This is a genomic window from Streptomyces sp. NPDC052107 (genome assembly GCF_040680215.1).
GTDB lineage: Bacteria > Actinomycetota > Actinomycetes > Streptomycetales > Streptomycetaceae > Streptomyces.
The window spans coordinates 1-17,274 of sequence record NZ_JBFAWG010000044.1 but is presented as its reverse complement, the minus strand read 5'-3'; the positions used below and the strand labels follow the sequence as shown (position 1 = coordinate 17,274).

The following is a 17,274-nucleotide window of genomic DNA, read 5'->3' as shown; positions in this document are numbered from 1 at the left end:
GCCACCCCGCCCGCGCAGCCCCCGCAGCCGCAGCCCGGTTACGGCTACCCGCAGGTCCCGCCGCCCGCGCAGCCGCCGCAGCCCGGTTACGGTTACCCCGGTGCGCCACAGCCACCGGCCGGCTACGGCCAGCCGCAGAACCCGTACGCGCAGCCCGCGCAGCCGGGTTACGGCTATCCGGGCCGGCCGCCGACCCCGATGCAGCCGCAGCCGGCGCAGGGCGGCGGGCGGAACAACACGGCGCTGTTCGTCGTCGTGGCGGCGGTGGTCGCGATCGCGCTGATCGTCGGCGGCGGCATCTGGTACGCCCACTCCTCCGGGGACGACGGCAAGAAGCACGACACCGCCTCCTCCAGCGGCGGAAAGAACGGCAACGGCGGGAGCACGGGGGGCGGCAAGGAGAAGGTGCCGGCCGACCCCGCGTCCACGGTGCTGTTCCAGGTTCCGCGGCCCACCACGGACGACGTGGTGAGCACCGTGGGTTCATGGCTGACCGACAAGGTGTACGCCAAGAGCGGCGTCGCCGAGATCGTCGGTTACGACCCGGTCAAGGGCACCAAGCTGTGGACGATCAAGCTGCCCGGCCCGGTCTGCGCGGCCAGCAGGCAGGTCACGTCCGACGGCCGGACCGCGATCACCTATCAGCCCAAGTGGGACACGAAGAACAGCTTCGCCGGATGCTCGCAGATCGCCGCGATCGATCTCGACGCGGGCAGAAAGCTGTGGACGAAGTCGGTCAAGTCCGGTGACTACCCGGTCAGTTACCAGAATGTGACGGTTGGTCAGCGGACCGTCGCGGTCGGCGACACCAGCGGCGGTGCCGCCTTCGACATCGACTCCGGCAAGGCGCTGTGGCTGCCGAAGCCGGGTGACGACTGCTACGACGCGGGATACGGCGGTGGCGCCAAGCTGGTCGCGGTGCGCAGCTGCGGAGACTTCGACAACGCGCGGCTGCTCATCCAGACCCTCGACCCGAAGATGGGGAAGGTGCTCTCCGAGTACAAGATGGACCCGGGCATCGACGAAGCCTCCGTCGTCTCCACCGACCCGCTGGTGGTGGCCGCCGCCGTGGGCGACAGCACGGAGGTCTCGGACTACTTCTCCATCGACAACAAGACGGGCAAGCTGCTCGCTCACATCTCCGCGCCGTCCAGCACATACGCCGGCAAGTGCGAGGGCATCACGCGCGTCGAGGACTGCCACGGGATCGTCGTCGGGAACGGCAAGCTCTACCTGCCGACCGCGGAGCACGACGGCTCCTCCGGCCTCAGCCGGACCAACTCGGTCGTCGCCTTCGACCTCGCCACCGGAAAGCCGACGGGTCAGCGCGCCGATGCCGGCGACGACACCACGCTCTGGCCGCTGCGCATGGACGGGAGCAATCTGCTCGCCTACAAGCCGCCGACGTACAACAAGGGCGGTCAGATCGTCAGTATCGACGGCGGCAGCTTCAAGGTAACCAAGCTGCTGGAGAACCCTGCCGTGAAGAACGTGCGGGAGGCGGAGAGCAACTTCCTGCCCGACAGCAACGAGTTCCTCTTCCGCGACGGCCGCCTGTACATGGCGCAGGTCTTCGCCCGCCGGAAGGGCACGTCGTCGATCGGCGAGGAGGACCTGCTGCTGGTGTTCGGCACGGGTGGCTGACGCCACGCCGTCGACGTAGCGGGTCTCGCCCGAATGGGTGACTTACCGAGAAGTGCCCCGGATTTCATCGATCCGGGGCACTTCTCATCAATAGGGGCAGCGCGACGTCGAACAAGCGTGTAGCTTCCGGGGGCATGAAGGGCGAGGAGCCGGGGGGCCCTCTGTCCTTGTGTGTCGGTGGGCGTCCATAGTGGGGCATCCATGGGGGGGACTGGGGGGTTGCTCTATGGGAGTGCGGCTCATGGTCGTCGACGACCATCGCCTGCTCGCGGAGGCGCTCGCGTCGGCGCTCAAGCTGCGCGGGCACCGGGTGCTCGCAGCGGCTGCGCCGGCCGCGGGTGCGGCGGACCTGGTGATCGCGCGGGCGCCGGAGGTGTGCCTGCTGGGTACGGCGGCGCCGGCCGAACCGGGTGTGTTCGACCCGGTGGTGAAGATCAAGCGGGAGCGGCCGCAGGTGGCGGTGCTGGTGCTCGGCCCGGTGCCCTCGCCGCGCGGCATCGCGGCGGCCTTCGCGGCCGGGGCGTCGGGGTACGTACGGCACGACGAGCGGATCGAGGGCGTCGAGCGGGCGATCATGAAGGCGCGGGCGGGGGAGGCGGCGGTGGCTCCGCAGTTGCTGCAGGGGGCCTTCGGGGAGCTGCTCAATCCGGCAGCTCAGCCCGATGACGAGGCGCAGCGGTTGCTGTCGATGCTGACGCAGCGCGAGGTGGAGGTCCTGGTCAGGGTGGCCGACGGGGAGGACACCCGCCTGATCGCGGCGGGGATGGGGATCGCGCCGAGTACCGCCCGTACCCATGTCCAGCGGGTCCTGATGAAACTGGGGGTCGGGTCCCGCCTGGAGGCGGCGGCACTGGCCGCGCGAACGGGGCTGCTGGACCGCGCGGGACCGTTGGGCACCAATCCCGAGTAGGAGCCCTGCGCTGGTGCAGCGGGGCGCGGGGCCGTATCGATGTGCGGCTCCGCCGCGTGGGCGCGACCGGCCACGCCGCACCCGCAGCCGGGGACGGCCCGCACCCCCGCGGCGCTGCCGCCCCCGGCCGACAGTTACTCCGCGGGGCAGTGCGCGACCAGCCCCCACGCACCCGCAGACGGAATCGGCGCTCTACTCCCCCTGCCTCTCCTCCGGCAACCCCTCCGGAGGAAGCGGTGGCGGAGTGGGTCGTAGCTTCAGCCAGGCCAGGAAGAAGATGCCCAGCAGGAGCATGCCGATCCCGGTCCAGAGGTTGATGTTGACGCCCTGGGCCTTGTCGATGGCGGCCTCGGAGTCGGTGATGCCGGTGATCGTGACGATGACGCCGTACAGCACGAACAGGCCGCCGATGATGCGGCGCAGGTCGAAGATGCGGGCGGCCGTCGCGGACTTGCCCTCCAGCTCGGTGACTTCCCGCGCCACCTCGTCCTCGGTGTAGTGGTGGCGACGGTCAGGGTGCTCGGGGTGTTCAGACATGGTTTCCTCGATCCTCCCGCGTCAGAACGAGAACGGGACGTAGCAGACGGCGGCCAGCACGACGGCGCCCCAGCCCAGCAGGGCCGGCTTGCGGTACCAGGCCTCGTCACCGGGCGCGGGCGGTTCGGACATGCCGGGGGACCGGGTGCCGTAGACCAGACCCTGCAGTTCCTTGGCCGGCTTCGGGCTCGTGAACAGGGACACCGCGACCATCACGACCGCGCCGGCGACGAAGCCCGCGATCGCGGAGACGAAGTTGGCGCCCTGGTCGGAGGGGATGGAGATGATCCCCTTCTTGTAGAGGACGAAGTAGTTGATCATCGCGGTCACGGTGCCCGCGAGCAGGCCCCAGAAGCCGGACTTGGCGGACGCGCGCTTCCAGAACATGCCGACGATGAACACGACGAACATCGGCACGTTGAAGAAGGAGAACAGCGTCTGCAGGTAGCTCATGATGTTCGAGAACGAGGACGCCAGGAACGCCGTGCCGACGGAGGCGAGGACGCCGATCACGGTGATCAGGCGGCCGAACCTGACGTAGTACCCGTCCTCACGGCCGCGCACCACGTACTTCGCCCAGATGTCGTTGGTGAACACGGTGTTGAAGGACGACACGTTGGCCGCCATGCCCGCCATGAACGCGGCGAGCAGACCGGTGACGGCGATGCCGAGCACACCGTTGGGCAGCAGTTCCTGCATCAGGAAGGGGATGGCGTCGTTGTACTGGTAGCCGGAGCCCGCGGTGCCGAACTTCGGGATGAGCGCAGCGGCGACCAGGCCCGGGATCATCACCAGGAAGACGATGAAGATCTTCGGGTAGGCGGCGATCAGCGGGGTCCGCTGCCCGGCGGAGAGGTTCTTCGCGGACAGGGCGCGCTGCACCTCGGCGAAGTTGGTCGTCCAGTAGCCGAAGGACAGCACGAAGCCGAGGCCGAGGACGATGGTCAGCCAGTTCGCGCCGAGCGGGTTGACGTGCCCGATGCCGGTACCGCCCCAGGCGGTGGTGAAGTTCGCGCCGTGCGTCGCGGTGAGCTTGTCGGTCAGCCCGCCCCAGCCGCCGACCTTCTTCAGGCCGAGGACGGTGATCGGGATCAGAGCCGCCAGGATCACGAAGAACTGGAGCACCTCGTTGTAGATCGCCGAGGACAGTCCGCCCAGCGTGATGTAGGCCAGCACGAACGCGCCGGCGACCACGATCGCGACCCACTGCGGCCAGCCCAGCAGCGCCTCGACGACGATCGCGAGGGCGTAGAGGTTGACGCCCGCGATCAGGATGGCGGCGAACGCGAACAGGATCGAACTGAGCAGGTGGGCGCCCCGGTCGAAGCGCAGCAGCAGGAACTCGGGGACCGAGCGGACCTTGCTGCCGTAGTAGAACGGCATCATCACCAGGCCCAGGAAGACCATGGCCGGGATCGCGCCGATCCAGTACCAGTGCACGGTGTACGCGCCGTACTGGGCGCTGTTCGCGGCCATGCCCAGGATCTCGGTGGCCGCCAGGTTCGCCGAGATGAAGGCGAGGCCGGTGATCCAGGCGGGCAGCGAGCGTCCGGAGAGGAAGAAGTCGAGGCTGGTCTTCACGGAGCGGCGGGCAGCGAAGCCGATGCCGAGCACGACGACGAAGTAGATCGCCAGGATCGTGTAGTCCAGCCAGTTGGTGGGGAGCCGTAGCGCCGCCGCCATATACAGGGGACTGTCTGTGGGGGTTTGCATAAGAACTCGCTTCGTTGCGCGAACTGATCCAGAGCGGAACCTACGCCTCCGCGTTCAGAAATTGAACACTTCTGTTGACGTTCTTTGTTTGATTGTGATGATCCTGGGCGTTGTCGAGTTGTGGTCTGTTATGTTTGATTGTGTTGAGTGATTGGGTGCGGGACGTAGAGGAGTCCGGCGTTGAAGAAGACCTCGACACGGCTGGCCGACGGTCGTGAGCTCATCTACTACGACCTGCGGGACGACGCCGTGCGCGACGCCGTCGACCGCCGCCCGCTGGAGCGGACCCATACGACGTCCGAGATCCGCCGCGACGTGCTGCTCGGCGACTCGGTCGCCGTCGCCTCCCACCGGCAGGGCCGCACGTACCATCCGCCGGCCGACGAGTGCCCGCTGTGCCCCACGCAGGGCGACCGGCTGAGCGAGATCCCGGACTCGTCGTACGACGTCGTCGTCTTCGAGAACCGGTTCCCCTCCCTCGCCGGCGACTCCGGCCGCTGCGAGGTCGTCTGCTTCACCTCCGACCACGACGCCTCCTTCGCCGACCTGACCGTCGAGCAGGCGCGCCTGGTGCTGGACGCGTGGACGGACCGCACGTCGGAGCTGTCGCATCTGCCCTCGGTCGAGCAGGTCTTCTGTTTCGAGAACCGCGGTGCCGAGATCGGAGTGACCCTGGGTCACCCGCACGGACAGATCTACGCATACCCCTTCACCACCCCGCGCACCGCGCTGATGCTCCGCTCGCTCGCCGCGCACAAGGAGGCGACCGGTGGCGGGAACCTCTTCGACGCCGTCCTGGAACGGGAACTCGCCGGTGAGCGGGTCGTCCTTGAGGGTGACCACTGGGTGGCGTTCGTGCCGTACGCGGCGCACTGGCCGTACGAGGTACACCTGTACCCCAAGCGCCGCGTGCCCGATCTGCTCGCCCTGGACGAGGCGACACGCACAGAATTCCCCCAGGTCTATCTGGAACTCTTGAGGCGCTTCGACCGTATCTTCGGCGAGGGGGAACCTCCGACGCCCTACATCGCGGCCTGGCACCAGGCCCCGTTCGGCGCGCTGGAGGAGTTCGAGGGGGTCACGCGGGACGACTTCGCGCTCCACCTCGAGCTTTTCACCATCCGCCGCACTTCCGGCAAGCTGAAGTTTCTCGCGGGTTCCGAGTCCGGCATGAGCGTGTTCATCAACGACGTGCCGCCGGAGCGCGCGGCCGAGCGACTGCGAGAGGTAGCGAGTTCATGAAGTACCTGGTGACGGGTGGCGCGGGTTACGTCGGCAGTGTCGTGGCCCAGCATCTGCTGGAGGCCGGCCACGAGGTCACCGTCCTCGACAATCTCTCCACCGGTTTCCGCGAGGGCGTGCCCGCCGGTGCGGCGTTCATCGAGGGCGACATTCGCGACGCCGCCAAGTGGCTCGACCCCTCCTACGACGGTGTGCTGCACTTCGCCGCGTCCTCGCAGGTCGGCGAGTCGGTGGTGAAGCCGGAGAAGTACTGGGACAACAACGTCGCCGGCTCGATGGCGCTGCTCGGCGCGATGCGCGAGGCGGGTGTCCGCAAGCTCGTCTTCTCCTCCACGGCGGCGACCTACGGCGAACCGGAGCAGGTCCCGATCGTGGAGACCGCTCCGACGAAGCCGACCAACCCCTACGGCGCCTCCAAGCTGGCCGTCGACCACATGATCACCAGCGAGGCCAACGCCCACGGACTGGCGGCGGTCTCCCTGCGCTACTTCAACGTGGCCGGCGCCTATGGCGCGCACGGCGAGCGCCACGACCCCGAGTCGCACCTCATCCCGCTGGTCCTCCAGGTCGCCCAGGGCCGCCGCGACGCGATCTCCGTCTACGGCGACGACTACCCGACCCCGGACGGCACCTGCGTGCGCGACTACATCCACGTCGCGGACCTGGCGGCGGCCCACCTGCTGGCCCTGGCAGCCGCCACCCCGGGCGAGCACCTGATCTGCAACCTCGGCAACGGCGAGGGCTTCTCCGTCCGCGAGGTCATCGAGACGGTCCGGCAGGTCACCGGCCACCCGATCCCGGAGATCGTGGCGCCGCGCCGCGGCGGCGACCCGGCCGTCCTGGTCGCCTCGGCGGACACGGCCCGCGAGAAGCTGGGCTGGAACCCGACCCGCGCGGATCTCGCGGGCATCGTCGCGGACGCGTGGGAGTTCGCACAGCACATCGCAAGGGAGCAGTAGTGGGGCCAGTAGTGGGGGCACAGCAGGTCGCGGAGCGCTTCGCCGAGTTGTACGGCGCGCAGCCGGAGGGAGTGTGGGCGGCACCCGGCCGCGTCAACCTCATCGGCGAGCACACCGACTACAACGACGGCTTCGTGATGCCGTTCGCGCTGCCGCACCGGGCGATCGCGGCGGTCTCCCGCCGCACCGACGGCGTCCTGCGCCTGCACTCGGCGGACGTCGAGGGCGGCGTCGAGGAGCTGCGGCTGGACACCCTGGCCCCGCAGGGCGACGACGAGTGGACGGCGTACCCGGCGGGCGTGGTCTGGGCGCTGCGCGAGGCGGGCCACGGCGTGACCGGCGCGGACGTCCACCTGTCCTCGACGGTCCCGACCGGCGCCGGCCTGTCCTCCTCGGCGGCCCTCGAGGTGGTGATCGTGCTCGCGCTCAACGATCTCTACGAACTGGGCCTGCCGGGCTGGAAGCTGGCCCGGCTGTGCCAGCGCGCCGAGAACGTCTACGTCGGCGCGCCCACCGGCATCATGGACCAGACCGCGTCGGCCTGCTGCGAGCAGGGCCACGCGCTCTTCCTGGACACCCGCGACCTGTCCCAGCAGCAGATCCCCTTCGACCTCGCGGCCGAGGGCCTGCGCCTGCTGGTCGTGGACACCCAGGTCAAGCACGCCCACAGCGGTGGCGAGTACGGCAAGCGGCGGGCCGGCTGCGAGAAGGGCGCGGCCCTGCTCGGCGTCGACGCCCTGCGGGACGTCCCCTACGCCGAACTGGACGCGTCTCTCGCCCGCCTGGGCGACGAGGAGGAGGTCGTCCGTCTGGTCCGCCATGTGGTGACGGAGGATCACCGGGTCGAGCGGGTCGTCGACCTGCTCCGTGCCGGCGAGACCCGCGCGATCGGCCCGGTCCTCACCGAGGGCCACGCCTCCCTGCGCGACGACTTCCGCATCTCCTGCCCGGAGCTGGACCTGGTCGTCGACACGGCCCTGGCGGGCGGCGCGCTCGGCGCCCGGATGACCGGCGGCGGCTTCGGCGGCTCGGCGATCGTCCTGGCGGAGGAGGCCGAGGTGGACACCCTCACCAAGGCGATCGAAGAGGCCTTCGCGGCAGCGGGCTTCACGGCTCCACGGGTGTTCGAGGCGGTGCCGTCGGCGGGCGCCGGCCGACTGGTCTGACACCCGCCTCGGCCACGACGGGCGCAGGCCCCGCACACGCCCGGCGTGTGCGGGGCCGGTGTCGTTCCTAGTAGTTGGGGTTGCCGTCCCAGCTGGACTCGTCGCAGCCCAGGATCGTGCTGCCTTCGGCGACGCAGACCTGGATGCGGAGCGCCACGATGCCGCGGTTGTCCTGCAGGGAGGTCGGCCACGTCTGCTCGGTGTCGGCGCCGGTGTAGACGTAGTGCCAGGCGTAGCTGTGCACCGTCTTGTTCGGGTCGACGGACTGCACGCGCAGCTGGGCGTGGTGTCCGTCCGCGCGCGTGTCGGCCAGCGTCAGGTAGATCTGGGGGGCGATGTAGTGGCCGTCGTAGGTGAAGGTCGCGGAGCCGATCGCCCCGGTGAGGCTTGCGCCGACATCACCGGCGGCCGCGGGGCCCGCGGCGAAGGCGACGGCGCCGAGGGCGACGGCACCCACGGTGAGAATGCGGCTGAGCTTTTTCTTCAAGATTCACTCCGTCTTCAAGATCGGTAAACGCGCCGCAAGAATCGTAAGAGAGGCATGTCCATGACCATCGCCGAGGGAATGATCTTGTGATGGACATAACATCACGGTCGGCCCGGAGCAGATCACGTCGGGCTTTGTCGACTTCTGCCCCAATGTGAAACATGCGGCACATCAAAACCGCACTGGACGGCCAGTTCTGCAAATGCCCTTCCGCTGCGTGCTCCCATCCGTACTCTGTGGAACAGCACCGGTGGGGGCCGGTGCTGTTCAGGGGGTGAGACAGGCGGGTACGGCACCCGCGGTGGGGGTAGCAGTTTCCGCGACGGCGGCGGTCGCGCGGCGCGCGTCCTTTCCGTGGGTGTCCGTACCCGGGCGGGTCGTCGTTCTCCGGGCCCTTTCCGGACCTTGGTTGTCCCCTGCTCCGCACGGAGCCTGGGGAAGGGGGTTTCGTGGTTCGTATTCGAGTCCTGGTCGTCGACGACCACCGCATCTTCGCCGAGTCGCTCGCGGCCGCCCTGGCCGCCGAGCCGGACGTCGAGGTCTCCGCAGCCGGCAGCGGTCCCGCAGCGCTGCGCTGCCTGGAGCGGGCGGCCGGTGAGGGCCGCCGCTTCGACGTGCTGCTGGTCGATGCCGACCTGGGCGGTCAAGTGCCCAGCACCCGCCCGGCCGTTCCCGTGCCGGTGCAGGAGGGCAACGAGGAGGGGCTGGTCGACGGGATCTCGCTCGTCGCCGGGGTCCGGGCCGCCCAGCCCGCCGTGCGGATCGTGGTGCTCGCCGAGAAGGACGATTCCCGGCGGGCGGCGCTCGCGCTGCAGGCCGGTGCCTCAGGGTGGGTCGCCAAGGACTGCTCGCTGTCCCGGCTGCTGACGGTGATCCGGGGTGTGCTGCGCGACGAGACCCATCTGCCGCCCGCCCTGCTCACCGGCGTGCTCAGGGAGCTGACGGCCGCCCGCCGGCACCGTACCGAGAGCGAGCGGCTGGTGGAGTCCCTCACCCCGCGCGAGCGTGAGGTGCTGCGCTGCATGGTCGCGGGCCTCGGCCGCAAGGCCGTCGCGGAGCGGCTGTTCCTCTCCCCGCACACCGTGCGCACCCACATGCAGAACGTCCTCGGCAAGCTGGGCGTCCACTCGACCCTGGCCGCCGTCGCACTCGCCCGCCGTGCGGGGGTCGGACCGGCCGAACTAACCGGGGATGTTGTCGAACGGGGCGGTCAACTGGCGTAGCAGACCGGCCAGTTCCGCGCGCTGGGCGCGGGAAAGCTCAGCCAGGATCGCCCGCTCCTGCTCCAGCAGGCCGGCCAGCGCCTGGTCGGCGCGGTCCCGGCCGGTGTCGGTCAGCCGGACCAGCACACCCCGCCGGTCGCTCGGGTCGGGCAGCCGCTCCACCAGGCCCTTCTTGGCCAGCCGGTCGATCCGGTTGGTCATCGTGCCCGAGGTGACCAGGGTCTGGGTCAGCAGCTGACCGGGGGAGAGCTGGTACGGCGTGCCCGCGCGCCGGAGCGCGGTCAGCACGTCGAACTCCCACGGCTCCAGCTGATGCTCGGCGAAGGCGAGCCGGCGCGCACGGTCCAGATGCCGGGCGAGTCGGCTCACCCGGCTGAGCACTTCCAGCGGGTCCACGTCGAGGTCCGGACGTTCCCGGCGCCACGCTGCGACCAGCCGATCGACCTCGTCCTCCATGGAGATCAGTGTAGTGGTTGTGTCGACGTGAAGTCTCTTGATATCAACTATCTTGACATCGAGAGAAATCGGGGAGGACAGTGGTGGCCATGACGACACCCTTCTGGGACCCCGGGCAGTATCTGCGGCACGCCGGTCACCGGGCCCGTCCCTTCGCCGACCTCCTCGCCCGCATCCCCGCCCTGCCCACGGAACCGCCCGCGGGGCAACCCCGCATCGCCGACCTCGGCTGCGGCCCGGGCAACGTCACCGCCCTGCTCACCGAACGCTGGCCCGCGGCCCACGTCACCGGCTACGACAACTCCCCGGAGATGCTCGATGCGGCCCACACCGAGTACGAGGGCCCCACGGCCGGCGGCGGACGGCTGGACTTCGCCCACGCCGACGTGCGCACCTGGGCGCCCGGGGAGCCGTACGACCTGATCGTCTCCAGCGCGACCCTCCAGTGGGTGCCGGACCACGCCGACCGCTTCGCCGACTGGATCGCCGGCCTCAGGCCCGGTGGCGCCTTCGCCTTCCAGGTGCCCGACAACATCGACGCCCCGCTGCACGCCCTGATGCGCGGACTCGCCGGCGCCCCCCGCTGGAAGTCCCGCCTCGCCGGCGTCCTGCGCCGCACCGATTCCGTGCACACCCCCGGCGCCTATCTGGACCGCCTCGCTCGCCTCGGCTGCGCGACCGACGTGTGGCAGACCACGTACTTCCACGTCCTGCAGGGCGAGGATCCCGTCCTGGACTGGGTGAAGGGCACCGGCCTGCGGCCCGCGCTGACCGCGCTCGCCGACGACCCCGAGGCGCGCGACGCGTTCCTGGCCGAGTACCGGGACCTGCTGCGGCAGGCCTACCCCAGCGCGCCGTACGGCACGGTCCTGCCCTTCCGCCGGCTGTTCGCCGTCGCCGTGAAGGAGGGCTGAGCATGCTCGCCGCGGTCGATCATGTGCAGCTGGCGGCCCCGCCCGGGGCGGAGGACGCGCTGCGGGCGTACTACGTCGACGTCCTCGGGATGACGGAGATCCCCAAGCCACCCGTGCTCGCGGCGCGCGGCGGCTGCTGGTTCCAGGCCGGGGCCGTGCAGCTCCACCTGGGCATCGAGGCCGACTTCCGCCCGGCGAAGAAGGCCCACCCGGGGCTGCGGGTGACGGAGATCGAGGCGTACGCGGCCCGGCTCACCGCCAGGGGCGCGCAGGTGAACTGGGACGACAACCTCCCCGGCCATCTGCGCTTCTACTCGGAGGACCCCGTCGGCAACCGCCTGGAGTTCCTCCAGCCCCGGTAACCGGTCAGGGTGCCCTTGGCGAGCGGGATCGCGAGCGCGAGCGGGATCAGCGGGGAGAGGGCCCGGCCCGCCTTGTTCCAGCCGCCCTGGTCCACCGGGACCCAGGTCCCCCAGGGCTCCTGGGCCACCTTCACCGGCATGAGGATCGGGTACGACGTGAAACCGGTGGCCGTGATCCGGCGCGTCCCGCCGCCGGAGGCCGCCAGCCCCGTGCAGTCCCAGTCGACGCCGGTGTGACCGCCGCGCGAGGTGGTGGCGGGCCCGGTCGTCCAGCAGTGCGTGGTCCGCATGGCCAGCGGACGCCCCATCAACCCCAGGTGCCCGACGGCCGAGCCGGCCAGATAGACGGTCACGCCGAACAGCCCCGCGGTGAGCACACCGGCGACAACCGTCCCGGACTTCTGCTTCCGCCCCATGGGAACCGCACGTATCTTGGCCACCGCCCGATCGTACGAACACACCGCCCGGCGCCGACCGGTGGGGGCGACGTCCTGTGCCGGGCGCCTGTCGGTGGGGGCTACGCCCGATACCGGGCGCCTGTGGTGGGGGCTGTGCCAGTCGTCCGTTGCCTGTCGGTGGGGGTGAACGGCTCGTGCCGGGTGTCGGTTCGTGGGGGGCGACGTCCTGTGCCGGGCGGCTGTGGTGGGGGCTGTGCCCGCCGTCCGTTGCCTGTCGGCGGGGGGGAACGGCTCGTGCCGGGCGTCGGTTGTGGGGTCAACGCCCCGCGCCCGGCATCCGTCAGTGGGACCCGCTCGGCGCCCGTCGGTGCAGAGCAACGTCCCGTCGCCCGTCGCCCGGGACCCGTCGGCGGGGTCATGCCTCACGTCCGGCACCCGTCAGCGGTGCCACGCCCGCACCCGGCGCCCCCTCAGCAGGGCCACGCCCGGCGCCAGGGCTACGCCTTCCGGTGCCCGATCAACCGCGGTTTCTGCTCCAGCCCGTCCAGGCCGTGCCACGCCAGGTTCACCAGATGGGCCGCCACCTCCGCCTTCTTCGGGCGGCGCACGTCCAGCCACCACTGGCCGGTCAGGGCGACCATGCCGACCAGCGCCTGCGCGTACAGCGGTGCCAGCTTCGGGTCGAAGCCGCGGGACTTGAACTCGCGGCCCAGGATGTCCTCCACCTGGGTGGCGATGTCGGAGATGAGGGAGGCGAAGGAGCCCGTCGACTGGGGGATCGGGGAGTCGCGGACCAGGATGCGGAAGCCGTCCGTGTACTCCTCGATGTAGTCCAGCAGCGCGAAGGCGGCCTGCTCGCACAGTTCACGCGGATGGCCGGCTGTCAGGGAGCTGGTCACCATGTCCAGCAGGCGGCGCATCTCGCGGTCCACCACCACCGCGTACAGGCCCTCCTTGCCGCCGAAGTGCTCGTACACCACCGGCTTGGACACCCCGGCCTTCGCCGCGATCTCCTCCACCGAGGTGCCCTCGAAACCCTTCGCCGCGAAGAGGGTACGACCGATCTCCAGCAGCTGCTGGCGGCGCTCCGCACCGGTCATACGGGTCCGGCGGGTCCGCCGCGGTTTGTCGTTGCTGGAGGTGCTGCTGGAGTCGGTCGCCACGGCGTCAATCATGCCGCCTTCGCGGTTTCCCTCCGGCGCCGGGAGCCGTCCTGGTCGGTGTTCCGGCGCGAATCGATACGTGAGCGTGACGGCCAGCGCACGTCGTACGCCCAGCCGAGCAGCTCGAAGATGCGGATGAACCGCGCCGAGGAGTCGATCTGGCCGCGCATCACACCGTGCCGCGCCGAGGTCGGGTCGGCGTGGTGCAGGTTGTGCCAGGACTCGCCGCATGACAGGACCGCCAGCCACCACACGTTGCCCGAACGGTCCCGCGACTTGAACGGCCGCTTGCCCACCGCGTGACAGATCGAGTTGATCGACCACGTCACATGGTGCAGCAACGCCACCCGTACGAGGGAACCCCAGAAGAACGCGGTGAACGCGCCCCACCAGGACATCGTCACCAGACCGCCGATCAGCGGCGGCAGGACCAGGGAGACGCCCGTCCAGTACACGAACTGGCGGGAGATCGCCCGGATCGCCGGGTCCTTGATCAGATCCGGCGCGTACTTGTCCTGCGGGGTCTGCTCCTCGTCGAACATCCAGCCGATGTGAGCCCACCACAGGCCCTTGATCAGCGCCGGAACCGTCTCGCCGAACCGCCACGGAGAGTGCGGGTCGCCCTCCGCGTCGGAGAACTTGTGGTGCTTGCGGTGATCGGCCACCCAGCGCACCAGGGGGCCCTCGACCGCCAGCGACCCCATGATCGCCAGCGCGATCCTCAGCGGCCGCTTGGCCTTGAACGAACCGTGGGTGAAATACCGGTGGAAACCGATCGTGATGCCGTGGCATCCCAGGAAGTAGAAGAACACCAGCAGGCCCAGATCGAGCCAGCTCACCCCCCACCCCCAGGCCAGCGGCACGGCCGCCACGAGCGCCAGGAACGGCACGGTGATGAACAAAAGCAGCGTGATCTGCTCGATCGAACGCTTCTGCTCGCCACCCAGCGTGGCGGACGGGATCGGACTGTCGTCGGCCTGACGGGCTTCTTCGATCACATCGGAACTTGAGGTCATGCGCGTCCCCTGTGGGGTCGAGGGTCGAGGCAGATGCCGCACCGCCGGGACCGGACGGGAGGCGACGGTACTTCCCTACGGTTCCGTAACCTACGGCGTCGTAAGTATGGCAGCGTGTCGAGCGGCGGCAAGAGCCCCGGAGCCTGCGCGTCCCCATCGACACCTATCCTTGAACTCGGTCGGACAGCGCGGTCCGCTGAAGTTTCCTTCCCGGACGCTCCGGCCCGTATGCGGCGCACGCCGCGCGGCAGCCGGCCGGGTTCCCTCCCAGACGAGCTTCCACACTGCAAGGAGCCGCACCTGTGAGCAGTGCCGACGACCAGACCACCACGGCCAGCAGCGAGCTGCGCGCCGACATCCGCCGGCTGGGTGATCTCCTGGGCGAGACCCTCGTACGGCAGGAAGGACCCGAGCTCCTCGACCTGGTCGAGAAGGTCCGCCGTCTCACCCGTGAGGACGGCGAGGCCGCCGCCGAGCTGCTGCGCGGCACCGAACTGGAGACCGCGGCCAAGCTGGTGCGCGCCTTCTCCACCTACTTCCACCTCGCCAACGTCACCGAACAGGTGCACCGCGGCCGCGAACTGCGCGCCCGGCGCGCCGCCGAGGGCGGCCTCCTCACCCGCACCGCCGACCGCCTCAAGGACGCCGACCCCGCGCACCTGAAGCAGACCGTCCAGAACCTGAACGTTCGCCCGGTGTTCACGGCACACCCCACCGAGGCCGCGCGCCGCTCGGTGCTGAACAAGCTCCGGCGCATCGCCGCGCTCCTGGAGACCCCCGTCCAGGGCTCCGACCGCCGCCGCCACGACGTCCGCCTCGCCGAGAACATCGACCTCGTGTGGCAGACCGACGAACTGCGCGTCGTACGCCCCGAGCCCGCCGACGAGGCCCGCAACGCCATCTACTACCTCGACGAGCTGCACGCCGAGGCCGTCGGCGACGTCCTGGAGGACCTGACGGCGGAACTGGAGCGCGTCGGAGTCAAGCTCCCCGACGACACCCGCCCGCTCACCTTCGGCACCTGGATCGGCGGCGACCGCGACGGAAACCCCAACGTCACCCCCCAGGTCACCTGGGACGTCCTCATCCTCCAGCACGAGCACGGCATCAACGACGCCCTGGAGATGATCGACGAGCTGCGCGGCCTGCTCTCCAACTCCATCCGCTACACCGGCGCCACCGAGGAACTCCTGGAGTCCCTCCAGCAGGACCTGGAGGTGCTCCCCGAGATCAGCCCCCGCTACAAGCGCCTCAACGCCGAGGAGCCCTACCGGCTCAAGGCCACCTGCATCCGGCAGAAGCTGGAGAACACCAAGCAGCGCCTCGCCAAGGGCATCCCGCACGAGGTGGGCCGCGACTACCTCGGCACCAGCGAGCTGCTGAAGGACCTCAGGATCATCCAGGTCTCGCTGCGCGAGCACCGCGGCGGCCTGCTCGCCGACGGCCGCCTGGCCCGCACCATCCGCACCCTCGCCGCCTTCGGCCTCCAGCTCGCCACCATGGACGTCCGCGAACACGCCGACGCCCACCACCACGCCCTCGGCCAGCTCTTCGACCGCCTCGGCGAGGAGTCCTGGCGCTACGCCGACATGCCCCGCGAGTACCGCGCCAAGCTCCTCGCCAAGGAACTGCGCTCCCGCCGCCCGCTCGCCCCCACCCCGGCACCCGTCGACGCCGCCGGGCAGAAGACCCTCGGCGTCTTCGAGACCGTCAAGAAGGCCCTGGAGGTCTTCGGCCCCGAGGTCGTCGAGTCCTACATCATCTCCATGTGCCAGGGCGCCGACGACGTCTTCGCCGCCGCCGTCCTCGCCCGCGAGGCCGGCCTGATGGACCTCCACGCCGGCTGGGCGAGGATCGGCATCGTCCCCCTCCTGGAGACCACCGACGAGCTGCGCGCCGCCGACACCATCCTCGAGGACATGCTCTCCGACCCGTCCTACCGGCGCCTGGTCGCGCTGCGCGGCGACGTCCAGGAGGTCATGCTCGGCTACTCCGACTCCTCCAAGTTCGGCGGCATCACCACCAGCCAGTGGGAGATCCACCGCGCCCAGCGCCGCCTGCGCGACGTCGCCCACCGCTACGGCGTACGCCTGCGCCTCTTCCACGGCCGCGGCGGCACCGTCGGCCGCGGCGGCGGCCCCTCCCACGACGCCATCCTCGCCCAGCCCTGGGGCACCCTCGAAGGCGAGATCAAGGTCACCGAACAGGGCGAGGTCATCTCCGACAAGTACCTCATCCCCTCCCTCGCCCGCGAGAACCTGGAACTGACCGTCGCGGCCACCCTGCAGGCCTCTGCCCTGCACACCGCCCCCCGCCAGTCCGACGAGGCCCTCGCCCGCTGGGACGCCGCCATGGACGTGGTGTCGGACGCGGCTCACGCGGCCTACCGCCGCCTGGTCGAGGACCCCGACCTCCCGGCCTACTTCTTCGCCTCCACCCCGGTCGACCAGCTCGCCGAACTCCACCTCGGTTCCCGCCCGTCCCGGCGCCCCGACTCCGGCGCCGGCCTCGACGGCCTGCGCGCCATCCCCTGGGTGTTCGGCTGGACCCAGTCCCGGCAGATCGTCCCCGGCTGGTTCGGCGTCGGATCGGGACTCAAGGCACTGCGCGAGGCCGGCCTCGACACCGTCCTGGACGAGATGCACCAGCAATGGCACTTCTTCCAGAACTTCGTCTCCAACGTCGAGATGACCCTCGCCAAGACCGACCTCAGGATCGCCCAGCACTACGTCGACACCCTCGTCCCCGACGACCTCAAGCACGTCTTCGACACCATCAGGGCCGAACACGAGCTGACCGTCCGCGAGGTCCTGCGGATCACCGGTGAACAGGACCTGCTGGACGCCCAGCCCGTTCTCAAGCAGACCTTCACCATCCGCGACGCCTACCTGGACCCCATCTCCTACCTCCAGGTCACCCTGCTCAAGCGCCAGCGCGACGCGGCGGCCGCGGGCACCGACCCCGACCCGCTGCTCTCCCGCGCCCTGCTCCTCACCGTCAACGGCGTGGCGGCAGGCCTGCGCAACACCGGCTGACCCACTGCCGAAACAAAAGGGTGCCCCCGAGGTCGTACGACCCCGGGGG

At 70.2% G+C, this 17,274-nt stretch carries 16 protein-coding genes; 9 read left to right on the top strand and 7 right to left on the bottom strand.

The genetic code is table 11. From position 1 onward, the window contains the following. Both AB0M27_RS31895 and AB0M27_RS31890 read left to right on the top strand, forming a co-directional pair. On the top strand, nucleotides 1–1,644 hold a 1,644-nt coding region (locus AB0M27_RS31895), incomplete at its 5' end, for a PQQ-binding-like beta-propeller repeat protein (RefSeq protein WP_365726845.1). Nucleotides 1,645–1,870: 226 nt separating this feature from the next. After that, nucleotides 1,871–2,554, top strand: coding sequence for a LuxR C-terminal-related transcriptional regulator (locus AB0M27_RS31890; RefSeq protein ID WP_365726843.1), 684 nt, complete (start codon nucleotides 1,871–1,873; stop codon nucleotides 2,552–2,554). 192 nt (nucleotides 2,555–2,746) lie between these two features. Here the strand turns inward: AB0M27_RS31890 and AB0M27_RS31885 are convergent, their stop codons facing one another. After that, nucleotides 2,747–3,091 (bottom strand): hypothetical protein, encoded by a 345-nt coding sequence (locus AB0M27_RS31885; protein ID WP_365726841.1) that lies wholly within the window; start codon nucleotides 3,089–3,091, stop codon nucleotides 2,747–2,749. Between the two features lie 21 nt (nucleotides 3,092–3,112). Continuing rightward, nucleotides 3,113–4,804, bottom strand: a complete 1,692-nt coding sequence (locus AB0M27_RS31880; RefSeq protein ID WP_365726839.1) for a sodium:solute symporter family protein — start codon at nucleotides 4,802–4,804, stop codon at nucleotides 3,113–3,115. A 180-nt stretch (nucleotides 4,805–4,984) separates the two neighbouring features. On the opposite strand from AB0M27_RS31880, the gene galT reads away from it, so the two are divergent. Genes galT through galK form a run of 3 tightly spaced genes read left to right on the top strand, consistent with a single transcriptional unit; the run spans nucleotide 4,985 to nucleotide 8,171 of the window. Next, a complete protein-coding gene (galT, locus tag AB0M27_RS31875; protein WP_365726837.1) occupies nucleotides 4,985–6,046 on the top strand; it encodes a galactose-1-phosphate uridylyltransferase in 1,062 nt (353 codons plus the stop codon). Beyond that, complete coding sequence (gene galE, locus AB0M27_RS31870; RefSeq protein ID WP_365726836.1) at nucleotides 6,043–7,005, top strand: UDP-glucose 4-epimerase GalE; 963 nt, start codon at nucleotides 6,043–6,045, stop codon at nucleotides 7,003–7,005. The genes galT and galE overlap by 4 nt, the downstream gene beginning before the upstream one ends. Before the next feature lie 11 nt (nucleotides 7,006–7,016). After that, complete coding sequence (gene galK, locus AB0M27_RS31865; protein ID WP_365726939.1) at nucleotides 7,017–8,171, top strand: galactokinase; 1,155 nt, start codon at nucleotides 7,017–7,019, stop codon at nucleotides 8,169–8,171. 67 nt (nucleotides 8,172–8,238) lie between these two features. Here the strand turns inward: galK and AB0M27_RS31860 are convergent, their stop codons facing one another. After that, nucleotides 8,239–8,658, bottom strand: a complete 420-nt coding sequence (locus tag AB0M27_RS31860; RefSeq protein ID WP_365726833.1) for a hypothetical protein — start codon at nucleotides 8,656–8,658, stop codon at nucleotides 8,239–8,241. 449 nt (nucleotides 8,659–9,107) lie between these two features. Here AB0M27_RS31860 and AB0M27_RS31855 point away from each other — a divergent pair, with 449 nt between their 5' ends. Then, nucleotides 9,108–9,881 carry a response regulator transcription factor gene (locus AB0M27_RS31855; RefSeq protein WP_365726831.1) on the top strand — a complete coding sequence of 258 codons (774 nt, stop codon included), beginning with the start codon at nucleotides 9,108–9,110 and terminating at the stop codon, nucleotides 9,879–9,881. Here the strand turns inward: AB0M27_RS31855 and tamR are convergent. Beyond that, complete coding sequence (gene tamR / locus AB0M27_RS31850) at nucleotides 9,840–10,337, bottom strand: MarR family transcriptional regulator TamR (protein ID WP_365726829.1); 498 nt, start codon at nucleotides 10,335–10,337, stop codon at nucleotides 9,840–9,842. The two genes, AB0M27_RS31855 and tamR, sit on opposite strands and share 42 nt — an antisense overlap. An 89-nt stretch (nucleotides 10,338–10,426) precedes the next feature. On the opposite strand from tamR, the gene AB0M27_RS31845 reads away from it, so the two are divergent. Beyond that, nucleotides 10,427–11,251, top strand: a complete 825-nt coding sequence (locus tag AB0M27_RS31845) for a trans-aconitate 2-methyltransferase (RefSeq protein WP_365726827.1) — start codon at nucleotides 10,427–10,429, stop codon at nucleotides 11,249–11,251. A 2-nt stretch (nucleotides 11,252–11,253) separates the two neighbouring features. Beyond that, the gene (locus AB0M27_RS31840; protein WP_365726825.1) at nucleotides 11,254–11,613 is read left to right on the top strand and encodes a VOC family protein; all 360 of its coding nucleotides are present in this window, start codon (nucleotides 11,254–11,256) and stop codon (nucleotides 11,611–11,613) included. On the opposite strand, the gene AB0M27_RS31835 is transcribed toward AB0M27_RS31840, so the two are convergent. The 3 genes from AB0M27_RS31835 to AB0M27_RS31825 form a co-directional block, all read right to left on the bottom strand. Next, entirely contained in the window at nucleotides 11,562–12,053 is a 492-nt protein-coding gene (locus AB0M27_RS31835) for a hypothetical protein (protein WP_365726824.1), read from the bottom strand. The genes AB0M27_RS31840 and AB0M27_RS31835 overlap by 52 nt on opposite strands. 455 nt (nucleotides 12,054–12,508) lie before the next feature. Beyond that, nucleotides 12,509–13,186 carry a TetR/AcrR family transcriptional regulator gene (locus AB0M27_RS31830; protein WP_067049993.1) on the bottom strand — a complete coding sequence of 226 codons (678 nt, stop codon included), beginning with the start codon at nucleotides 13,184–13,186 and terminating at the stop codon, nucleotides 12,509–12,511. Further along, nucleotides 13,183–14,190, bottom strand: a complete 1,008-nt coding sequence (locus tag AB0M27_RS31825) for a fatty acid desaturase (protein ID WP_365726822.1) — start codon at nucleotides 14,188–14,190, stop codon at nucleotides 13,183–13,185. Before AB0M27_RS31825 ends, AB0M27_RS31830 begins: the two co-directional genes overlap by 4 nt. 302 nt (nucleotides 14,191–14,492) lie before the next feature. Between AB0M27_RS31825 and ppc the strand changes: the two genes are divergently transcribed. Next, the gene (gene ppc, locus AB0M27_RS31820) at nucleotides 14,493–17,225 is read left to right on the top strand and encodes a phosphoenolpyruvate carboxylase (RefSeq protein WP_365726820.1); all 2,733 of its coding nucleotides are present in this window, start codon (nucleotides 14,493–14,495) and stop codon (nucleotides 17,223–17,225) included. The last annotated feature ends 49 nt before the right edge of the window (nucleotides 17,226–17,274 follow it).

Coding starts and splice junctions, on each gene's coding strand:
- AB0M27_RS31830 (WP_067049993.1), bottom strand. CDS start 13,186: ATGATTGACGCCGTGGCGACCGACTCCAGCAGCACCTCCAGCAACGAC.
- AB0M27_RS31840 (WP_365726825.1), top strand. CDS start 11,254: ATGCTCGCCGCGGTCGATCATGTGCAGCTGGCGGCCCCGCCCGGGGCG.
- AB0M27_RS31890 (WP_365726843.1), top strand. CDS start 1,871: ATGGGAGTGCGGCTCATGGTCGTCGACGACCATCGCCTGCTCGCGGAG.
- AB0M27_RS31845 (WP_365726827.1), top strand. CDS start 10,427: ATGACGACACCCTTCTGGGACCCCGGGCAGTATCTGCGGCACGCCGGT.
- tamR (WP_365726829.1), bottom strand. CDS start 10,337: ATGGAGGACGAGGTCGATCGGCTGGTCGCAGCGTGGCGCCGGGAACGT.
- AB0M27_RS31880 (WP_365726839.1), bottom strand. CDS start 4,804: ATGCAAACCCCCACAGACAGTCCCCTGTATATGGCGGCGGCGCTACGG.
- AB0M27_RS31885 (WP_365726841.1), bottom strand. CDS start 3,091: ATGTCTGAACACCCCGAGCACCCTGACCGTCGCCACCACTACACCGAG.
- AB0M27_RS31825 (WP_365726822.1), bottom strand. CDS start 14,190: ATGACCTCAAGTTCCGATGTGATCGAAGAAGCCCGTCAGGCCGACGAC.
- galE (WP_365726836.1), top strand. CDS start 6,043: ATGAAGTACCTGGTGACGGGTGGCGCGGGTTACGTCGGCAGTGTCGTG.